Below are 18,613 nucleotides of genomic sequence, written 5' to 3'. Positions count from 1 at the left end.
TTGCTCAGCCGACGGCGAGTGACCGTGCCGCGCCATTACGCCAGCGGGCCAGGTGTTCGTCGGCGTAACGCCGCATGCAGCGCAGCACGGCGCTTTCGTGTTGCATGAGGAAGAAGTGGTGGCCGTCGAACATGTCCAGGGAAAAACCGCTGGCAGCGTCGAGCTGCCAGTCGAGCAACTGGTCGGCGCGCACGCTGTCCTGCTTGCCACCGAACACGTGGATCGGCATGCCCAGCGGTGCGCGCTCGCCGTAGGTGAAGCTGCCGCACAGCAGGAAATCGGCGCGCAGGATCGGCAGCATCAACTGCATCAACTCGGGGTTGGCCAGGGCTTCCTCGGCGGTGCCTTGCAGTTCGCGCAGGCGGGCGATCAGTTGTTCGTCGGTCTTTTCGATGGCGTATTCACTGACGTCACGACGCGCCGGCCCGGCCGTTCCGGAAGCGAAAAGGGCCAGCGGCGGCGGCACATTGCGCGCACGCAACGCATGCGCCAATTCAAAGGCGAGCAGGCCGCCAAGGCTGTGGCCGAACAAGGCGTAGGGGCCGTTCAAGTCGCGGCTGATTTCATCCGCGAGCTGGGCGGCCAAGACCTTGATGTCGCGTTGCAGCGGCTCGTCCATGCGCATGCCACGCCCCGGCAATTCCAGTGGGCATACCTGCAACCACTCAGGCAGGGATCGGCGCCAGCGTGCGTAAACCATGGCGCTGGCGCCCGAATAGGGCAGGCAGAACAGGCGCAGTCGGGTCGGCGTACTCATCGAGTGACGACTCCAAACTGAAACACGCTGTATGCACGATAGAAACCCATTTCGTCCTCCTGCGGGTGCTGATCCTTGGCCGTTTCGCTAACGGACCTGTCACCCAGAAGAACGGACGGCACCGGCAAATAATTAGTCGCCGGCTACGCGCGAGACGTGGTTCACACCTAACAAGAAAGCATAAGATTAGTTCGCCTTCTCATTTGACAATCATTATCATTCAGCATAATTTGTTGCCCGATGTGTAGGAGGCCTCAGCAAGGACGCCCTCCCCTAACCTCTTTTGCGACAAGGTGATTTCCATGACGGAACAAGTATCCACAGGCAGGTGCGACTCACCGCTTCTCCAGGCATTCGTCGATAATCGGCTGATTCTGGTGAAGATCGCGGCACGCATTACCGGCTGCCGCTCCCGCGCCGAAGACGTAGTGCAGGACGCCTACTTCCGGCTGCAGTCGGCGCCGACGATCACGTCATCGTTCAAGGCGCAATTGAGTTATCTGTTCCAGATCGTGCGCAACCTGGCCATCGATCACTACCGCAAGCAGGCCCTGGAGCTCAAATACTCCGGGACGGAAGAGGAAGGCTTGAATGTGGTTATTCACGGCGCTTCACCGGAAACCTCGCACATCAACTTCAACACCCTGGAAAACATCGCCGACGCCCTGACGGAGCTGCCGCAACGCACCCGCTACGCGTTCGAGATGTACCGCCTGCACGGCGTGCCGCAAAAGGATATCGCCAAGGAACTCGGCGTCTCGCCGACCCTGGTGAACTTCATGATCCGGGATGCGCTGGTGCACTGCCGCAAGGTGTCGGGCAGCCATAGTGATACGTTTGCGCGACGGGTGTGACACACCGCTGTAGGAAATGTGGGAGCGGGCTTGCCCGCTCCCACACTCAGGGCACCGCCGTCACATCAATGCGATACGGCTCAAAAATCTTCAGCATCTCGCCATCATCGCGCAAGCGCTTGAGCAACGCGGCAAACGCCTCCCCCGTGATCGGCGCTTTCGGGCGCAGCAAGGCGTAATGGTGATAGACCTGATCGATGCGTTCCGACACCAGGAACTGCCCGGCCATGTCCGCGTTGCGCACCATGAAATCACTCAAGTACGAACGCGTCACCAGGGCGATGTCGGCACGCCCGCGCGCGACCATCAGCAAGTTGCTGTCATGGGAATAGGTCAACGTGGCGTTGAAGTGCTCGGCCATGTACTTGGGGTCGGGGTTGAAGTTGGCAAAGGCGTAGTGATAACCGCTGAATACCGCCAGGCGCTTGCCGTTCAGGTCAGCGAAATAAGCCTGGTCACGGCCGGGTTCACGCTGGGCGACGAAGATTTCGGCGTCTTCCAGGCCCATGTCGACGCTGGTGTGGGGAATCTTCTGCCAGCCCCAGGCGGGGTTTTCGAAGATGGCCATATCGATTCGGCCCTGCTCGAAATCGCGGAAACGCCGAGGGATTGAGGTAGGCACCAACACAAACTGGTAATCGGTTTGCGCGGCGTTCAACGCCTCGACCAGTTGCGGCAGCAAACCGGTATCGGCGCCCTGCTCCGGGCGCACGGTGTAGGGCGGAAAGTGCGCCGCGCCAATGCGCACCAACTGCGCCGCCGACGCCGGCATCCACCACGCGGTGCCCAGTGCCCAAAAGGTAAGTCCTGCAGCCAGCCGCCATGGCGAAAACATCAAGGCACACACCGTTCAAAAACGCTAATGGCGATAAGCTAGGCGTTTTTGTCTGGCGAGACAACTTTCTACCGGCAAATTAATAGCTTGCACCTCAATCGGCTTTCAGAACCATGAGCAGGGCTTCTTCGGCCAATTGCTCGAGCGTCAGGCTGCCCTCGGCGCGAAACCAAGTGGTGGTCCAAGACAGGGCACCGGTCAGGAAACGTCGCGTAATAAATACGTCGCCACGGATATAGCCAGCATCCTTGGCCTCGCCCAGCACTTGCAGCCAGAGCGCCTCATACACGTCACGCAGGGCCAGCACTTGGGCTTGGCCTTCAGCCGACAGTGAACGCCATTCGTACACCAGTACCGCCATGGCCTCGCCGCTGCCGCCCATGATCGACTGCAATTCGCAGCGGATCAGCGCCAGCACCCGCTCGCGTACGTTGGTGGCTTCCTCAAGGGACGCGCGCATCATCGCGGTGTTGTAGTGGATGGTTTCTTCCATCACTGCGCGCAGGATCTCGTCCTTGCTCTTGAAGTGATGAAAGATGCTGCCGGACTGGATGCCCACGGCGCTGGCCAGGTCGCGCACGGTGGTGCGCTCGAAGCCCTTGTTGCGAAACAAGTGGGCCGCAGTCTGCAGCAGCTTGCCGCGTGCGCTGTCGGGGTCGGTCAATTGGCCGCCGTCTACCATGGTGCGCATCACCCGCAGGGCTTTATGCTCATCCATGCCTCTCTCCTCTACTTTCACGGACGTCTTGGCCGGCAATTTAGGCCGTGGCGGCCACCCAAGCAAGCGCTTGGCTAAAACTTGTGACTGGAGTTTACAAACCAAGCGCTTGCTTGGTAGTCTCGCCCACAGCCATTCGAGGAAGGATTTCTCATGAGCAAGACGGTTCGTATCGGCTGCGCCAGCGCCTTCTGGGGCGACACCTGCACCGCCGCCGCCCAACTGGTGCACGGCGGCACACTGGATTACCTGGTGTTCGACTACCTGGCGGAAGTCACGATGTCGATCCTCGCCGGCGCGCGCATGAAGGATCCCCAGGCGGGCTACGCCACGGATTTTGTCGAAGTGCTCACGCCATTGCTGTCGGATATCCAGCGCCAGGGCATTCGCGTGATCAGCAACGCCGGCGGCATCCATCCTCAGGCCTGCGCCGCCGCCCTGCAAGCGGCCTGTGACAAGGCCGGTGTCACACTCAAAATCGCCGTGCTGCTGGGCGATGACCTGCTGCCCCAACTCAAGCAACTGCACAACATCACCGACATGTTCAACGGCACGCCGTTGCCGCCCGTGTGCGTGTCCGCCAATGCCTACCTCGGTGCGCCGGGCATCGCACAGGCGCTGGCACTGGGTGCGGATATCGTCATTACTGGCCGCGTGGTCGACAGCGCCGTGGTCAGCGCGGCACTGGTGCACGAATTCGACTGGTCCTGGCAGGACTACGACCGCCTCGCCCAGGCCGCCTTGGCCGGCCATATCATCGAATGCGGCGCGCAGTGCACCGGCGGTAATTTCACCGATTGGCGCGACGTGCCGGACTACGCACACATCGGTTTTCCCATCGTTGAGGTCAGCGCCGACGGGCAGTTCACCGTCAGTAAGGTCGACGGCACCGGTGGGTTGATCAGCGAACTCAGCGTCGCCGAACAACTGCTGTATGAAATCGGTGACCCGCGTGCCTACCGGCTGCCGGATGTGATCTGCGACTTCAGCCAGGTCAAGTTGCAGCAGCAAGGCAAGAACCGTGTGCGCCTGCACGGCGCCAAGGGCTTGCCCCCCACCGATCAGTACAAAGTCAGTGCGACCTACCCGGACGGCTTCCGCTGCACCGCCAGTTGCCTGATCGCCGGAATCGAGGCGGTGGCGAAGGCCGAGCGGGTCAGCCAGGCGATCATCGACAAGACCTCGGAGCTGTTCAGCCAACGCGGCTGGGCGCCGTACACCGAGGTGAACATCGAACTGCTCGGCAGCGAAGCGACCTACGGCGCCCACGCAAGGCGCCAGGACTGTCGCGAAGTGGTGGTGAAACTGGCGGTGCGTCACCCGAGTAAACAGGCGCTGGTGCTGTTCGCCCGAGAGATCGCCCAAGCCGCCACCGGCATGGCGCCGGGCCTGACCGGCATCGTCGGCGGACGACCGAGCGTGTACCCGTTGATCCGGCTGTTTTCATTCCTGATCGATAAATCCGCCTGCGAGCTGCTGATCGACTATCAGGGCGAACGCCATGCCTGCACCCTGCCGGTTGCCGACGCCCCCGCCCTGCCCGAAGCACCGATTGCCCCGCCCAAACCCCAAGGCCACGCCGACGCCAACGTGCCATTGGTGAAACTGGCCGTGGCGCGCTCCGGCGACAAGGGCAACCAAAGCAACATCGGCGTGATCGCCCGCGATCCCGAGTACTTGCCGTGGATCGCCGAGGCGCTGACCCCGGAAGTGATCGTCGACTGGATGAGCCATGTGCTGGACCCCGTCCATGGCCGCGTCGAGCGCTGGTATTTACCGGGCAGCCACAGCCTCAACTTCCTTCTGGAAAATGCCCTGGGCGGCGGCGGTATCGCCAGCCTGCGCATCGACCCGCAGGGCAAGGCCTTCGCCCAGCAACTGCTGGAAATCCCCATCGCCGTGCCGCAGCACATCGCAGATTCACTCAACTAACAGGAGCGTTGCCGTGGCCTTCGACTCGATCTTCAAAGCCGACCTGTTCCAAGGGCACACCGTGATAGTCACCGGCGGCGGCAGCGGTATTGGCCGCTGCACAGCCCATGAACTGGCGGCCTTGGGTGCCAAGGTGATCCTGGTGGGACGCAAGCCGGAAAAACTGCAAACCGTTGCGATCGAGATTGCCGAAGATGGCGGCAGCGCCGCGTGGCAGGCCTGCGACATTCGCGATGAAGAGGCCGTCAAGGCGCTGGTCAAACACATCATTCATGAGCACGGCCCGATCCACGGCCTGGTCAACAATGCGGGTGGCCAATACCCGTCGCCGCTGGCCGCGATCAATCAAAAAGGCTTCGAAACCGTACTGCGCACCAACCTGGTCGGCGGTTTCTTGGTGGCCCGCGAAGTGTTCAACCAATCCATGAGCAAGCACGGCGGCGCCATCGTCAACATGCTTGCGGATATGTGGGGCGGCATGCCCGGCATGGGCCACTCGGGCGCGGCGCGCGCCGGCATGGATAATTTCACCAAGACCGCCGCCTTCGAATGGGGCTACGCCGGCGTGCGGGTCAACGCCGTGGCGCCGGGCTGGATCGCCTCCAGCGGCATGGACACCTACGAAGGCGCGTTCAAGGCGGTGATCCCGACGCTGCGCGAACACGTGCCGCTCAAGCGTATCGGCACCGAGTCGGAAGTCAGCGCGGCCATCGTGTTCCTGCTCAGCCCCGCCGCCGCGTTTATCAGCGGCAGCACCCTGCGCATCGACGGAGCGGCCAGCCTGGGCAGCCGCGCCTGGCCGCTGCACAAGGCGCAGGCGCCGAGCGAGCCCTTCAATGGCTTTCACCGCGCCTACCTGCCGGATGTACTCAAGGCGGAGCAATAGACCATGCCGGTGATTGAATCCCAGATCGACGCCCACAGCGCCCAGTTCGCGCAAAACCGCGAGGCCATGCTCGCGGCCATCGCTCAGCTTCACCAGTTGGAATCCAACCTGCTCGCCAAGGCTCAGGATGCCCAGCCCAAGTTCGACAAACGCGGCCAACTGCTGCCCCGCGAGCGCCTCAACCGGCTGCTGGATCCCGGCGCGCCGTTCCTGGAACTGGCCAGCCTGGCCGGCTACAAGCTGCACGACGACAAGGACGGCAGCGGCGCCGGCGGTGGGTTGATCGCCGGCATCGGCTACGTCAGCGGGGTGCGCACGCTGGTGGTGGCCAATAACAGCGCGATCAAGGGCGGCACCATCTCGCCTACCGGCCTGAAGAAGTCCCTGCGCCTGCAACAGATCGCCCTGGAGAACAAGCTGCCGGTGGTGACCCTGGCCGAAAGCGGCGGCGCCAACCTCAACTATGCCGCCGAGATTTTCGTCGAAGGCGCGCGCAGCTTCGCCAACCAGGCGCGGATGTCGGCCATGGGCTTGCCGCAGATCACCGTGGTACACGGCTCGGCCACGGCCGGCGGCGCGTATCAGCCGGGGCTGTCGGATTACGTGGTGGTGGTGCGTGGCCGGGCCAAGTTGTTCCTCGCCGGGCCGCCGCTGCTAAAGGCCGCGACCGGCGAAGTGGCGACGGATGAAGCACTCGGCGGCGCCGAGATGCACGCGCAAACCGCCGGCACTGCCGAATACCTGGCGGAAAACGATGCGGACGGCGTGCGCATCGCACGGGAGATCGTAGGCCTGCTGCCCTGGAATGATCGCCTGCCATTGGCGCCCAAACGCACCTACGCAGAGCCTCTGTACCCCATTGAAGAACTGCTGGGCCTGATCCCCGACGACCCGAAAAAACCCTACGACGTCCGCGAAATTCTCGCGCGCCTGGCCGACGGCTCGCACTTCCTCGAATTCAAAGGCGAGTTCGATGCCCACACCGTCTGCGGCCACTTGCACATCCAAGGCCGCGCCGTCGGTGTGATCGCCAACAACGGCCCCATCACGCCCAAGGGCGCGAGCAAGGCCGCGCAATTTATCCAACTGTGCGACCAGAGCCGCACGCCGCTGCTGTTCCTGCACAACACCACCGGCTTCATGGTGGGCACCGAGTCGGAGCAGCAAGGGGTGATCAAGCACGGCGCGAAGATGATCCAGGCGGTGGCCAACGCCCGGGTGCCTAAACTGACGATAGTGGTCGGCGGTTCTTATGGCGCCGGCAACTATGCAATGTGCGGGCGCGGCCTGGACCCGCGCTTTATCTTCGCCTGGCCCAACAGCCGCACGGCGGTGATGGGCGGTGCGCAGGCGGGCAAGGTGCTGCGCATTGTCACCGAGGCCAAGCAATTGAAGGATGGTCTGGTGCCGGATCCCAAGGTGCTCGACATGCTGGAACAAGTCACCGCGCAGAAGCTCGACAGCCAGTCAACCGCACTTTATGGCAGCGCGAACCTGTGGGATGACGGGCTGATTGATCCACGGGACACGCGGACCTTGCTGGGCTTTCTGCTGGATATCTGCCACGAAGCCGAGGTGCGTGAGTTGCAGGCCAATACCTTCGGTGTAGCGCGTTTTTAGGAGAACCATAAAAATGATCTTTACCCAGGAACACCAGGAGCTGCGCCGCACCGTCCGCGCCTTCGTCGACCGCGAGATCAACCCCCATGTGGACGAATGGGAAAAGGCCGGACGCTTTCCCATCCACGATATTTTCCGCAAGGCCGGTGACCTTGGCCTGCTGGGCATTTCCAAGCCAGAGCAATTCGGCGGCATGGGCCTGGACTACAGCTATTCCATCGTCGCCGCCGAAGAGTTCGGCACCATTCGCTGTGGCGGCATCCCCATGTCCATCGGCGTGCAGACCGACATGTGCACCCCCGCCCTCGCCCGCTTCGGCAGCGATGAACTGCGCGACGAATTCCTGCGCCCGGCCATCAGCGGCGAGCAGGTCGGCTGCATCGGCGTCTCGGAAACCGGCGCCGGCTCCGACGTGGCCGGGCTCAAGACCCACGCGCGCAAGGACGGCGACGACTACGTGATCAACGGCAGCAAAATGTGGATCACCAACTCGCCCAGCGCCGACTTCATCTGCCTGCTGGCCAACACCTCCGACGACAAGCCGCACATCAACAAATCGCTGATCATGGTGCCGATGAACACCCCCGGCATCAGCGTCAGCCCGCCCCTGGAAAAACTCGGCATGCACAGCTCCGAGACTGCCCAGGTGTTCTTCGACGGCGTGCGCGTGCCCCAGCGCAACCGCATCGGCCACGAAGGCGCGGGCTTCATGATGCAGATGCTGCAATTCCAGGAAGAACGCCTGTTTGGCGCGGCCAATATGATCAAGGGCCTGGAGCACTGCATCGACAGCACCATCGAATACTGCAAGGAGCGCCAGACCTTCGGCAAGGCGCTGATCGACAACCAGGTCATCCACTTTCGCCTGGCTGAACTCGCCAGCGAAATCGAATGCCTGCGCGCGCTGGTCTACCAGGCCACCGAGCAATACATCAAAGGCCAGGACGTGACGCGCCTGGCCTCCATGGCCAAGCTCAAGGCCGGGCGCCTGGGCCGCGAAGTCAGCGACAGTTGCCTGCAATATTGGGGCGGCATGGGCTTCATGTGGGACAACCCGGTGGCCCGCGCTTACCGCGACGTGCGCCTGGTCTCGATCGGCGGCGGCGCCGACGAAATCATGCTGGGCATCATCTGCAAACTGATGGGCACATTACCGGGGAAAAAACCATGAACACCCTGCTGCTCGAACCGCATAACGGCGTGCTGCACATCACCCTCAACCGACCGGAAAGCCGCAATGCAATGAGCCTGGCAATGGTCAATGAACTGCGCAGCGTGCTGGCGCAATTGGACAGCCAGACCCGGGCCGTGGTGATCAGCGGCGCGGGCGGGCACTTTTGCGCCGGGGCGGATGTGAAGGACTTGGTCACCGCAGGCAATCAACTGCAAGCGCTGAACCGGGCATTCGGCACCTTGCTGCAGGCAGTGGAAGCCGTGCCGCAAGTGGTGATCGTGGTGCTGCAAGGCGCGGTGCTGGGCGGCGGTTTTGGCCTGGCGTGCGTGAGCGATATCGCCATCGCCGATCACCAGGCGCAATTCGGCCTGCCGGAAACCAGCCTGGGCTTGTTACCGGCGCAGATTGCACCCTTTGTGGTGAAGCGGATTGGCCTGACCCAGGCACGCCGCTTGGCGCTGACCGCCGCGCGCTTTGATGGCGTAGAAGCCGAGCGACTGGGCGTCGTGCACTTTACCGAGCGCGACCCGCAGGCGCTGGCAGAACGCTTGGATGAAGTATTGAGCCAGGTCCTGAAGTGTGCGCCAGGCGCGAATGCACGGACCAAAGCGCTGCTGCTTGCGAGCGTGGATGAGCCGCTGGAGGCGGTGCTGGATCGCGGAGCGCAGTGGTTTGCCGAGGCGGTGAGGAGTGAGGAAGGGATTGAGGGGACGCAGGCGTTTGTGCAGAAGCGAAAACCGAAGTGGTGCAGATGACGCCTTCGCGGGCAAGCCCGCTCCCACATTTGGACCCGGTACGGCACGTACAAACCGGTCGGCTCTAAGGCCGCCGCGCTTTTGATTTTGGGCGCCCCGTCAAACACGCTGGCCGAACGCAGGCTTGAATCCGTGGGTAACCCGGCAGGACGCCGGGTTAGCCGTCCTGGGCCAAGGATGGCCCATGACGGCGGCCCACGGATTCAAGCCGGAGTGAGGGCACACCGAGCCTAGGCGAGGTGCCGAGTGTTGGGGCGAGGACCTTTTGGTTACTTTTGGGTCCTTCCAAAAGTGACCCGCTGTAAGAGCGGAACCGCCAGCAGCCGCTACCGCAGAAATGGATATGTACCCGAGGACCGCAGAAATGCCGCAGCTAACAAAAATCCTGATCGCCAACCGCGGCGAAATCGCCTGCCGCATTCAACGCACCGCCCAATCCCTAGGCTATCGCACCGTCGCCGTCTACAGCGAAGCCGACCCCCAAGCCCTGCACGTCCAAATGGCCGACGAAGCCGTCCCCATCGGCCCGGCCCCCGTCCACCAGTCATACCTCAACATCGAAGCCATCCTCAACGCCGCCAAACGAACAGGCGCCGACGCCATCCACCCCGGCTACGGCTTCCTCTCCGAAAACCCCGACTTCGCCCGCGCCTGCCAACACGCCGGCCTCACCTTCATCGGCCCCAGCGTCGAGGCCATCGAACTGATGGGCAGCAAACGCCTGTCCAAACTCGCCATGCTCGAAGCCGGCGTGCCCTGCATCGCCGGCTACCAAGGCAGCGCCCAGGACGACCTCACCCTGCAACAGGAAGCCGACCGCATCGGCTACCCGCTGATGATCAAGGCCAGCGCCGGCGGCGGCGGTCGCGGCATGCGCCTCGTGCACCAATCGAAAGACCTGCTGGACAACCTGCACACCGCCCGCTCGGAAGCCAAAAACGCCTTCGGCAGCGACGAACTGATCCTCGAACACGCCCTGGTCGACCCGCGCCACGTCGAAATCCAGCTGTTTGGCGACAGCCACGGCCACCTCATTTACCTCGGCGAGCGCGACTGTTCGATCCAGCGCCGCCATCAAAAGGTCATCGAAGAAGCCCCCTGCCCTGTCATGACGCCCGAGCTGCGCCAAGCCATGGGCGAAGCCGCGCTGAAGGCTGGACGTGCGGTGAACTACGTCGGCGCCGGCACCGTGGAATTCCTGCTCGACCGCCACGGCCGTTTCTACTTCCTGGAAATGAACACGCGCCTGCAAGTGGAGCACCCGGTGACCGAACTGATCACCGGCCTCGACCTGGTGGACTGGCAACTGCAGATCGCCGCCGGCCAGCCGCTGCCCCTGACACAGGCCGACGTCACCCTCAGTGGCCACGCCATGGAAGTGCGCCTGTACGCGGAAGACCCGGCCCAGGGCTTCCTGCCGCAAACTGGCGATGTAGTGCGCTGGGAGCCAGCCACTGGCGTGCGTATCGACCACGGCGTGATCGAAGGCCAACGCATCAGCCCGTTCTACGACCCGATGCTGGGCAAGCTCATCGCCCATGGCACCACCCGTGAAGAGGCTCGACGCAAATTGCTCCGGGCGGTGGAAGACACGGTGCTGCTGGGGGTCGCGACCAACCAGCCACTGCTGGTGAATTTGCTCAGGCATCCGGATTTCGTCGATGGCGATTTCAGCACCGGGTTTATCGCTGAGCACTTCAGCGAAATCCCTCCCCTGACGCCGTCACCCGAACAACTCGCCCTGGCCGCCGCGCTGTTTTACCAGCACAGCGCCAACCAGCACCCCCAAGGCCTGGCGGGATGGTGCAACAACGCCAGCGCGCCTTGTATTTATCGCTTGGAGGTCAACGGAGACATCCACACCGTCAGTGCCGAACCCCTGCAACTCATCACCGACGGCCGCCATGCCACCCTGGTATTCAACGGTATCCGCCGCCGCACCGCCTATCACCTCGACGGCAACCAACTATGGCTACCCGGTCTCAGGGTGATCGACTGCACCCAGCAAGTCGCCAACCGCCAGGCCGACGCCCGCAGCGGCACGGTCAAGGCGCCGATGGACGGTGCAATTGTCGATGTGCGGGTCAGTGCCGGCGACAGCGTGACCAAAGGCCAACTGCTGCTGGTGCTCGAAGCCATGAAAATGGAGCATCCGCTGACGGCCGGTATCGACGGCGTGATCAAAGGCGTGCAAGTGATTGCCGGTGATCAGGTGCGCAATCGTCAGGTTCTGCTGGAGATCGTCTGACCCCTAGGCGGAACTACAGGGCCGGGCTACGCTCTATCCCCAACAGAAAGGGAAGAGTACGGGAACCTGCACGATGCCTCATTGGCTGATTATTGACCTTGAAGCCACAACGGATGAAGGCGGCTGGCCCGTGACGGAGATGGAAGTCATCGAGATCGGCGCGAGCCTGGTCAACCGCCAGGGACGCGAGCTGGACCACTTCCAGCGCTTTGTGCGGCCGCTGCGCCGGCCATTGCTGACGCCCTTTTGCCGCCAACTGACGCACATCACCCAGGCCAACATCGACGGTGCGGCGCCGATTACCGAGGTGTGGCCGGCGTTCGAACGCTGGCTGGGCCAGCATCAGCCGCGCCTGGAAGGCTGGGCCAGCTGGGGCGACTACGATCGCCGGCAGCTGGAACTGGAATGGCAGCGCCATGGCCTGGCCAGCGCGCTCGCCACCACGCCCCATGTGAACCTCAAGCAGCGCTTCGCCAAGGCTCGGCGCCTGGACAAGCCCCTGGGGCTCAATGGCGCCCTGCAATTGGCGGGGATGCAGTTCCATGGCCAGCAACATCGGGCGCTGGAGGATGCACGCAATACGGCGCGCCTGCTGCCGCTGATATTGCCGGTCTAGGCAGCTTCCCTGCCCTTGGGCATACTGGCCGACCTTTCCAGACCCTTTTCCGAGGAATCGCCCATGTTTAAAGTCAACGAGTACTTCGACGGCACCGTCAAGTCGATCGCTTTCGGCACCGCAGAAGGTCCGGCGACCATCGGCGTCATGGCCCCCGGCGAATACGAGTTTGGCACCGCCCAGCGTGAAATCATGCACGTGGTGTCCGGCGCCCTGACCGTCAAACTGCCGGATGCCAGCGAGTGGGAAACCTTCGCCGCCGGCAGCCAGTTCAACGTGCCGGCCAACAGCAAGTTCCAGCTGAAGGTCGCCGTGGACACCGCTTACCTGTGCGAATACCGCGGCTAAGGGTTTCCCGGCAGCAAAAAAATGCCCGTCTCGCAGGAGACGGGCATTTTTTATGCGTGAAGAAAACTATTCAAGGATCGTCACCGGCATCCCGACTTCCAGGCGGCCAATGCCATCGTTGACCAGGTTCTGGCCGAAAATCGCGCCGTCTTCAGTCTTGCGGTAAGCCTCCAGCGTGGCGAAGGGTTCGCGGTCAACGCTGCGCTCGCCGGTTTGCGGGTCGATGGTGGTGAGGATGCAGCGCGAGCACGGCTTGACCGCGCGGAACTCCACGTCGCCGATACGCAGGCGTTTCCAGCCATCTTCGGCGAAAGCTTCACTGCCCTCGATGACCAGGTTGGGACGAAAACGCAACATTTCCATGGGGCGGCCGATGCGTTGGGAAAGGTCGTCCAGCGACGCCTGGCTGATCACCAGCAGCGGGTAACCGTCGGCAAACGCGACCTGGTCGTCATCCTTGCCGTAACCGGCCTGGGTGGTGCGGGCACGCTCGACGGGGATCTGCACCAGGCGCGTCGGTTTGCCAATAAAGTCGCTGACCCAATCCGCCGCCGCGTCGCCCGCATCGGGCACGCGCAAGGTGTCGCGCCAGATGGTCACGCCACGCAACTCGGCGTCGTTGCCGGGCAGCGCCACATCCAGCGGCGTGTAGCCCGGCGAACTCAGGGTGAGGCCGCCGCTGCTGTTCCACAGCGCCGACAGTTGGCTCATCTTCGCCACCGCACGCTGCGTGAGGAAACGCCCACTGCCTTCATCCACCAGCATCCAGCGTCGGTCCCCGTCCACCCCGAGCTTATCCAGGCCGACCTGTTGCAGGATTTCGGCCTTGCCGGACTTCAAGGGGTAACGGTACAACGCGCTGAGACGAAGCATGGGCCTGCATTCCTGAGGGGCAAAGCCATCACCCTAAGGTCAAGCGGGCACTTCGTCCAGCATCAGACGCTGACGCACCACATCCACCAGCTTGTCGGGCTGGAATTTGGACAGGAAGTTGTCGCAACCGACCTTCTTCACCATCGAGTCGTTGAAGCTGCCCGACAACGAGGTGTGCAGCACCACATACAGGCCACGCAGGCGCGGGTCGTTGCGGATCTCGGTGGTGAGGCGGTAGCCGTCCATCTCGGGCATTTCGGCGTCGGTGAAGATCATCAGCAGCTTGTCGGTCATCACCTGGCCGCTGTCGGCCCAGGCCTTGAGCATGTTCAGTGCCTTGAGGCCGTCGCTGGCGATGTGCATCTTCACGCCCAGTTGACCGAGGGTGTCGCGCAGTTGCGAGAGGGCCACGTTGGAGTCGTCCACCAGCAGCACTTCGCGGCCACGGGCACGCTCCAGCACCGGGTCTTCGAGTTTTTCCCGGGAAACCTTGGCGTTGTACGGCACGATCTCGGCCAGGACTTTTTCCACGTCGATGATTTCCACCAACTGGTCATCGACCTTGCTGATGGCCGTGAGGTAATGCTGGCGACCGGCGCTGGTCGGTGGCGGCAGGATGGCTTCCCAGTTCATGTTGACGATGCGGTCCACGCCGCCCACCAGGAACGCCTGCACCGAGCGGTTGTACTCGGTGACGATAATGGTGCTGTTGGGGCCCGGCACCAGTGGGCGCATGCCGATGGCCTGGGACAGGTCGATCACCGGCAGGGTCTGGCCACGCAGGTTGACCACGCCGCACACGAACGGATGGCGCTGCGGCATCAAGGTCAGCTTGGGCAGTTGCAGCACTTCCTGCACTTTGAACACGTTGATCGCGAACAGCTGACGCCCGAACAGGCGGAACATGAGGATCTCCAGGCGATTCTCACCCACCAGTTGCGTGCGTTGATCTACCGTGTCGAGAATGCCGGCCATTAAAAGCTCCTGATGCGCTAAGGGATTGTGCAGCTCACTTAAGGCTTGTTATCGGCGGCAAGCGCCAGACCTTGACCCGTGTAAAATGCCACGTAAATTCATTGATGTCACACTGACATCATGGTTTACTGCGCTGGCCTCTCCAGACAGGGGTACAGCGACGTTGCGCGACATTCAATTCGACGCAAGGTTCCGCCATGTAAGGGATTCCCCTACGCACAATCAGGCCCAACCTGATATTCGCAATATCTAATAGCCATTAATGTGACGCCATTCTCAATGCATGAATGGAGTCAGGCTTTTGTTTGCCATCCCAAGCCCTCGGCCCACGGGCCTTCCAGACATTCAACTGTCGGCAATTAAAGGTGTGCAATTGACCCCGCTCATGAGGGCCGCGCACAGCCGTCGCCGTCATTCTAATAAGCTTCCTACTGATTATTCAGAAGCGACCTACAGATTCCAGTCATATTTCAGCGCTAGTTTTAAGCCATTCACCCGGTGCTACATCTCATCACCCGACCTTATGTTGTGGAGACTTGCATGATGAACGACGGTAACGAGTGGCAACTTGCACTTCCCGAATTCCTTCAGGAAGCTGAAAAGCTGCTGATCAAATCGGAAGAGTGCCTGAGCCACCTGCATTTGATCCGAAACGACAGTGACGCTATCGACTGCATGAAAATCAGCCTGATCAAGCTCGCCGAAAGAGCCGATTGCCTTGCCCTGCAGGCCATCAGCGAATTCTCGCGGCACATCCAGTACCTGATCGCCAATGCCGAAAGCCCGCTGCAACTGCATGATCAAGCCTTGGACGCCTTGGAAGAATGCCTGAAGTTACTGGCCTGGCAGTTGGAGTTGATTGATGTAAAGACAGGCCAACTGGCATTGGATGAAGCGGAGCAAACGACATTGATCGCCACAGTGACACTGCATATTCCGCAGAAAGACTTCGCCTTTAAACCGCAGCAGCGGGTGCATCACGTGTCTTGAGCGGATATCAGGTCGCATTTAAATCAGAAGTTATCTGAAAACGACTCATCCAGTGGAATTGAATCACGCAGGCAAAGATATCAATTAGCCATTAACGGTAATAACGATACAACCGAACAGAAATAATATAACTACCCACTCCATGAACTCTGGGAATACCGCCCGGAGCATTTGCGCGGCTAATAACCCAGTCGAACACAGCACCAGGCGACCAACGGTAATAGTGGTGGTACTATGCCCCGCTCGAAGTGACTCAACTTCATCATGCATAAAAACGATTCGATAACGCATTCCAAACAAAGCCCTGTCAGCCGCCGTGACCGGACTTCCCGCAGCGAACCTTCATTGGCTCCATCCGCTATGTACGCCAACCTCAAGACACTCATCGCAAGGTCCGCGTCCCGCAGCAATGCACGCCGTTTGATCCTCGCCCTGTGCCTTGGCTCGCTGCTGCTGAGCCTGTGGGCCTATAGTTTTTCCGCCGCCCTGCCGCTGCTGGTGCTGCTCAACCTGGCCACGCTGGTGGTGGTTGGCCTGCAACAGTGGCACTCGCGCAAATCCATCAAGTTCCAACCCCAGGAACTGGCCGATCGCCTGCTGCAAGTGCAGGAAAACGAACGCCACCGCCTGAGCCGCGAGCTGCATGACGATATCGGCCAACTGCTCACCGCCGCCAAGCTGCAAAGTGAATGGCTCAAGCGCCGCCTGCCCGAAGACCTGCAAAGCCAGTGCACAGTGCTGTGCAACACCCTGAATGAAACCCTGGCCAAGGTGCGTGACGTCTCGGCCATCCTCAACCCTCGCCAGCTGGCCAGCCTGGGCCTGGAAGCCAGCCTGCGCGCGCACCTGCTCAAGACCCTGGAAAACACCCCGATTCACTGGAGCCTGGAATGCCAGCAGCGGCTGACCGGCATCCCGGAAGAAATGGCCGTTGCGGCCTTTCGCATCACCCAGGAAGCGGTGACCAACATGCTACGCCACGCCCAGGCGCGCAATCTGTTGGTACGCCTGCAACGCCTGCCCGAGGGCCTGTCGCTGAGTATCTGCGATGACGGCCAGGGTTTTTCGCCGGCCATCAACCCGGGCCTGGAAGGCCAACGGGGCATGGCCGGCATGTCAGAGCGGATTGATCAACTTGGCGGTTCGTTATCCGTCAACAGCCAGCCAGGCAAAGGGACACGGATCGACGCGCTTTTCCCCTGGGCGCCCCGCGCCCTCGAACGGGCCAGTTCCCCTAAGGTTCTCGAGTGACCTGCACATTACTCCTGGTGGATGACCATGCTCTGATCCGGGCCGGCGTACGCGCGCTGGTCCAGGACATTCGCGGCTACACGGTGGTCGGTGAGGCCAGCGATGGCGCACAGTTGCTGGAGCAGTTCAGCGCCCTGCTGCCCGATATCGTGCTGCTGGACCTGTCGATGAAACACACCGGTGGGCTGGATGCCTTGCAACAACTCAAGCGCGCCTACCCCAAGAGCCGCGTGCTGATCCTGTCGATGCACACCGACCCGGAACTGATCATGTGCGCGCTCGAATCCGGCGCCCATGGCTACCTGCTCAAGGACACCACCGCCAACGAGCTGGAACACGCGCTGCTGGCCCTGCGCAACAACGAGCGCTACCTGAGCCCGGCGATTGCCCACACGGTGATCAATCAGGCGCTGGTACGCAACCAGGGCCCCGCCACCCCGGCCGGCCACAGCCACAACCTTACGGCGCGGCAGTTGGAGATCCTGCGGTTGATTGTGCGCGGCAAGTCCACCCGGGAAATCGCCCACGGCTTGGGCTTAAGCATCAAGACCGTGGAAGCGCACCGCTCGCAAATCATGAAACGCCTGCAGATTTTCGACGTGGCCGGCCTGGTGTTATTCGCGGTGCGCGAGCAGATCATCAGCCTGGACGACTAACGGCGAATCCACCGGCAAGTGCACGCGCAAGGCCTTGGGCAGGGCCTCGAAGTGCAGGTCATCGCCCTCCAGCGGTTCGCCATCCAGGTTGATATAAAGGCCCTGTGCGACCTTGATATTCACCCACGGCAGGCGCGCACGAACGAACATGGTGTCCAGGCCCCAGCCGTTGTTCATCAACTCACGCAAGGTACCGACCACCTCCTGAGGCGCGGGCAGGATGCTGACATCCAGCAAGCCATCATCGGCCATGGCGCCTGGACATAGCTCATGGCCGCCGCCTGCTTGGCGACCGTTGCCGATGCCCAGGGCGAGCAGCTCGCCTTTCCAGTGGAAATCGGGGCCATCGAGTTCGGCGTAGGCAGCCTTTAACTCGCTGAAGCGGGTCAGGCCGGTGAACAGGTACGCGGCGCCGCCCAGGACTTTCTTCAAGTCTTCTGAGGTGTTGGCGGTGACTTGGCTGCCGAAACCGCCGGTGGCCATGTTGAGGAAGATTTGCCCGCCGACCTGGCCGAGGTCGATGGCCCTTGGCGGTACATCCAGCAGCGCCAGGGCCTGGGCGGGTTCGAGCGGCACGCCGGCGGCCTTGGCGAAGTCGTTGGCGGTGCCCAGGGGCATCAGCACCAGGCTGGCGTCGGTCTTGGCCTGGGCCATGGCTTCGGCGACGTCGCGCAAGGTGCCGTCGCCGCCGCCAGCGATGATGTGGGTGTAGCCGTCGGCCAGGGCTTCGTTGACCAGGCGTTGGGCGTCGCCGCCTTCCCATGTGACCCGCACCGCCAACTCGCCGCCCTGCTTGCGTCGGGCCTGCACGGCAGAGCGTACGTCCTCGTTGAGGGCTTGCTTGCCGTGGAGGATCAACAGGGCTTTGGGGGTGGTCATTGCGGGAATCTCCTGATTCAAGGGTGCTTGGAGGATGTGGACCTTGGGCGGGGAGAAAAAAGCCATTGGATGGGAAAAAAATTGGATGATTGAGTACATATTCGTTTTTTGGGTAACGGCGGGTATTGGTTCCGCCCTTACGGCGGGTCACTTTGGAAAAGCCCCAAAGTAACCAAAGGGCTCTTGCCCCAACACTCGGCACCTCGCTCACGCTCGGTGTGCCCGTAATCCGACAGTGATTTGGGG

The 18,613-nt window shown here is 62.2% G+C and carries 18 protein-coding genes; 12 read left to right on the top strand and 6 right to left on the bottom strand.

Annotation, left to right across the window (positions count from 1 at the left end; all coding sequences use genetic code 11):
* Positions 1–4: 4 nt before the first annotated feature.
* A complete protein-coding gene (locus HX812_RS30250; RefSeq protein WP_038844369.1) occupies positions 5–757 on the bottom strand; it encodes a thioesterase II family protein in 753 nt (250 codons plus the stop codon).
* 302 nt (positions 758–1,059) lie between these two features.
* Here HX812_RS30250 and HX812_RS30245 point away from each other — a divergent pair, with 302 nt between their 5' ends.
* The gene (locus tag HX812_RS30245; protein WP_005789991.1) at positions 1,060–1,611 is read left to right on the top strand and encodes an RNA polymerase factor sigma-70; all 552 of its coding nucleotides are present in this window, start codon (positions 1,060–1,062) and stop codon (positions 1,609–1,611) included.
* A 46-nt stretch (positions 1,612–1,657) separates the two neighbouring features.
* Here the strand turns inward: HX812_RS30245 and HX812_RS30240 are convergent, their stop codons facing one another.
* Positions 1,658–2,446, bottom strand: a complete 789-nt coding sequence (locus HX812_RS30240; protein ID WP_080642369.1) for an ABC transporter substrate-binding protein — start codon at positions 2,444–2,446, stop codon at positions 1,658–1,660.
* Between the two features lie 94 nt (positions 2,447–2,540).
* Positions 2,541–3,164: a TetR/AcrR family transcriptional regulator gene (locus HX812_RS30235; RefSeq protein WP_038844366.1), complete on the bottom strand. Its 624-nt coding sequence runs from the start codon at positions 3,162–3,164 to the stop codon at positions 2,541–2,543.
* Positions 3,165–3,317: 153 nt separating this feature from the next.
* Here HX812_RS30235 and HX812_RS30230 point away from each other — a divergent pair, with 153 nt between their 5' ends.
* The 8 genes from HX812_RS30230 to HX812_RS30195 all read left to right on the top strand — a co-directional run bounded on the left by HX812_RS30230 (position 3,318) and on the right by HX812_RS30195 (position 12,743).
* Entirely contained in the window at positions 3,318–5,096 is a 1,779-nt protein-coding gene (locus tag HX812_RS30230) for an acyclic terpene utilization AtuA family protein (protein ID WP_038844365.1), read from the top strand.
* A 13-nt stretch (positions 5,097–5,109) separates the two neighbouring features.
* Entirely contained in the window at positions 5,110–5,982 is an 873-nt protein-coding gene (locus tag HX812_RS30225) for an SDR family oxidoreductase (protein WP_038844363.1), read from the top strand.
* A gap of 3 nt (positions 5,983–5,985) precedes the next feature.
* The gene (gene atuC, locus HX812_RS30220) at positions 5,986–7,602 is read left to right on the top strand and encodes a geranyl-CoA carboxylase subunit beta (protein ID WP_038844362.1); all 1,617 of its coding nucleotides are present in this window, start codon (positions 5,986–5,988) and stop codon (positions 7,600–7,602) included.
* Between the two features lie 13 nt (positions 7,603–7,615).
* The gene (gene atuD, locus HX812_RS30215) at positions 7,616–8,773 is read left to right on the top strand and encodes a citronellyl-CoA dehydrogenase (protein ID WP_038844360.1); all 1,158 of its coding nucleotides are present in this window, start codon (positions 7,616–7,618) and stop codon (positions 8,771–8,773) included.
* On the top strand, positions 8,770–9,531 hold the full coding sequence (locus tag HX812_RS30210; protein WP_038844358.1) for an enoyl-CoA hydratase/isomerase family protein: 762 nt from the start codon (positions 8,770–8,772) through the stop codon (positions 9,529–9,531). The genes atuD and HX812_RS30210 overlap by 4 nt, the downstream gene beginning before the upstream one ends.
* 364 nt (positions 9,532–9,895) lie before the next feature.
* A complete protein-coding gene (locus HX812_RS30205) occupies positions 9,896–11,779 on the top strand; it encodes an acetyl/propionyl/methylcrotonyl-CoA carboxylase subunit alpha (RefSeq protein ID WP_038844356.1) in 1,884 nt (627 codons plus the stop codon).
* 73 nt (positions 11,780–11,852) lie between these two features.
* The gene (locus HX812_RS30200; protein ID WP_038844354.1) at positions 11,853–12,395 is read left to right on the top strand and encodes an exonuclease domain-containing protein; all 543 of its coding nucleotides are present in this window, start codon (positions 11,853–11,855) and stop codon (positions 12,393–12,395) included.
* A 63-nt stretch (positions 12,396–12,458) separates the two neighbouring features.
* Positions 12,459–12,743, top strand: a complete 285-nt coding sequence (locus HX812_RS30195) for a pyrimidine/purine nucleoside phosphorylase (RefSeq protein ID WP_010208796.1) — start codon at positions 12,459–12,461, stop codon at positions 12,741–12,743.
* Between the two features lie 66 nt (positions 12,744–12,809).
* On the opposite strand, the gene HX812_RS30190 is transcribed toward HX812_RS30195, so the two are convergent.
* Together HX812_RS30190 and HX812_RS30185 are read right to left on the bottom strand one after the other, a co-directional pair.
* The gene (locus HX812_RS30190; RefSeq protein WP_038844352.1) at positions 12,810–13,616 is read right to left on the bottom strand and encodes an MOSC domain-containing protein; all 807 of its coding nucleotides are present in this window, start codon (positions 13,614–13,616) and stop codon (positions 12,810–12,812) included.
* 39 nt (positions 13,617–13,655) lie between these two features.
* Positions 13,656–14,591, bottom strand: coding sequence for a chemotaxis protein CheV (locus HX812_RS30185; RefSeq protein ID WP_010208794.1), 936 nt, complete (start codon positions 14,589–14,591; stop codon positions 13,656–13,658).
* A 540-nt stretch (positions 14,592–15,131) separates the two neighbouring features.
* On the opposite strand from HX812_RS30185, the gene HX812_RS30180 reads away from it, so the two are divergent.
* The 3 genes from HX812_RS30180 (at position 15,132) to HX812_RS30170 (ending at position 17,488) form a co-directional block, all read left to right on the top strand.
* Complete coding sequence (locus HX812_RS30180) at positions 15,132–15,581, top strand: hypothetical protein (protein WP_177076911.1); 450 nt, start codon at positions 15,132–15,134, stop codon at positions 15,579–15,581.
* A 360-nt stretch (positions 15,582–15,941) separates the two neighbouring features.
* Positions 15,942–16,832, top strand: a complete 891-nt coding sequence (locus HX812_RS30175; protein ID WP_038844349.1) for a sensor histidine kinase — start codon at positions 15,942–15,944, stop codon at positions 16,830–16,832.
* The gene (locus HX812_RS30170) at positions 16,829–17,488 is read left to right on the top strand and encodes a response regulator transcription factor (protein ID WP_038844347.1); all 660 of its coding nucleotides are present in this window, start codon (positions 16,829–16,831) and stop codon (positions 17,486–17,488) included. Before HX812_RS30175 ends, HX812_RS30170 begins: the two co-directional genes overlap by 4 nt.
* Here the strand turns inward: HX812_RS30170 and yegS are convergent.
* Complete coding sequence (yegS, locus tag HX812_RS30165) at positions 17,447–18,367, bottom strand: lipid kinase YegS (protein WP_038844345.1); 921 nt, start codon at positions 18,365–18,367, stop codon at positions 17,447–17,449. The two genes, HX812_RS30170 and yegS, sit on opposite strands and share 42 nt — an antisense overlap.
* Positions 18,368–18,613 lie beyond the last annotated feature (246 nt).

This window comes from Pseudomonas sp. IPO3749, from assembly GCF_013386605.1.
Lineage (GTDB): Bacteria > Pseudomonadota > Gammaproteobacteria > Pseudomonadales > Pseudomonadaceae > Aquipseudomonas > Aquipseudomonas azotoformans_A.
This window is presented reverse-complemented; position numbering and strand designations above follow the sequence as displayed.

Bases quoted from the DNA above. Each gene is read 5' to 3' on its own strand.
- HX812_RS30230 (WP_038844365.1), top strand. From the start codon at position 3,318: ATGAGCAAGACGGTTCGTATCGGCTGCGCCAGCGCCTTCTGGGGCGAC.
- HX812_RS30195 (WP_010208796.1), top strand. From the start codon at position 12,459: ATGTTTAAAGTCAACGAGTACTTCGACGGCACCGTCAAGTCGATCGCT.
- HX812_RS30175 (WP_038844349.1), top strand. From the start codon at position 15,942: ATGTACGCCAACCTCAAGACACTCATCGCAAGGTCCGCGTCCCGCAGC.
- HX812_RS30180 (WP_177076911.1), top strand. From the start codon at position 15,132: ATGATGAACGACGGTAACGAGTGGCAACTTGCACTTCCCGAATTCCTT.
- HX812_RS30245 (WP_005789991.1), top strand. From the start codon at position 1,060: ATGACGGAACAAGTATCCACAGGCAGGTGCGACTCACCGCTTCTCCAG.
- HX812_RS30200 (WP_038844354.1), top strand. From the start codon at position 11,853: ATGCCTCATTGGCTGATTATTGACCTTGAAGCCACAACGGATGAAGGC.
- HX812_RS30190 (WP_038844352.1), bottom strand. From the start codon at position 13,616: ATGCTTCGTCTCAGCGCGTTGTACCGTTACCCCTTGAAGTCCGGCAAG.
- HX812_RS30235 (WP_038844366.1), bottom strand. From the start codon at position 3,164: ATGGATGAGCATAAAGCCCTGCGGGTGATGCGCACCATGGTAGACGGC.
- HX812_RS30210 (WP_038844358.1), top strand. From the start codon at position 8,770: ATGAACACCCTGCTGCTCGAACCGCATAACGGCGTGCTGCACATCACC.
- atuC (WP_038844362.1), top strand. From the start codon at position 5,986: ATGCCGGTGATTGAATCCCAGATCGACGCCCACAGCGCCCAGTTCGCG.
- HX812_RS30205 (WP_038844356.1), top strand. From the start codon at position 9,896: ATGCCGCAGCTAACAAAAATCCTGATCGCCAACCGCGGCGAAATCGCC.
- atuD (WP_038844360.1), top strand. From the start codon at position 7,616: ATGATCTTTACCCAGGAACACCAGGAGCTGCGCCGCACCGTCCGCGCC.
- HX812_RS30240 (WP_080642369.1), bottom strand. From the start codon at position 2,446: ATGTTTTCGCCATGGCGGCTGGCTGCAGGACTTACCTTTTGGGCACTG.
- HX812_RS30185 (WP_010208794.1), bottom strand. From the start codon at position 14,591: ATGGCCGGCATTCTCGACACGGTAGATCAACGCACGCAACTGGTGGGT.
- HX812_RS30250 (WP_038844369.1), bottom strand. From the start codon at position 757: ATGAGTACGCCGACCCGACTGCGCCTGTTCTGCCTGCCCTATTCGGGC.
- yegS (WP_038844345.1), bottom strand. From the start codon at position 18,367: ATGACCACCCCCAAAGCCCTGTTGATCCTCCACGGCAAGCAAGCCCTC.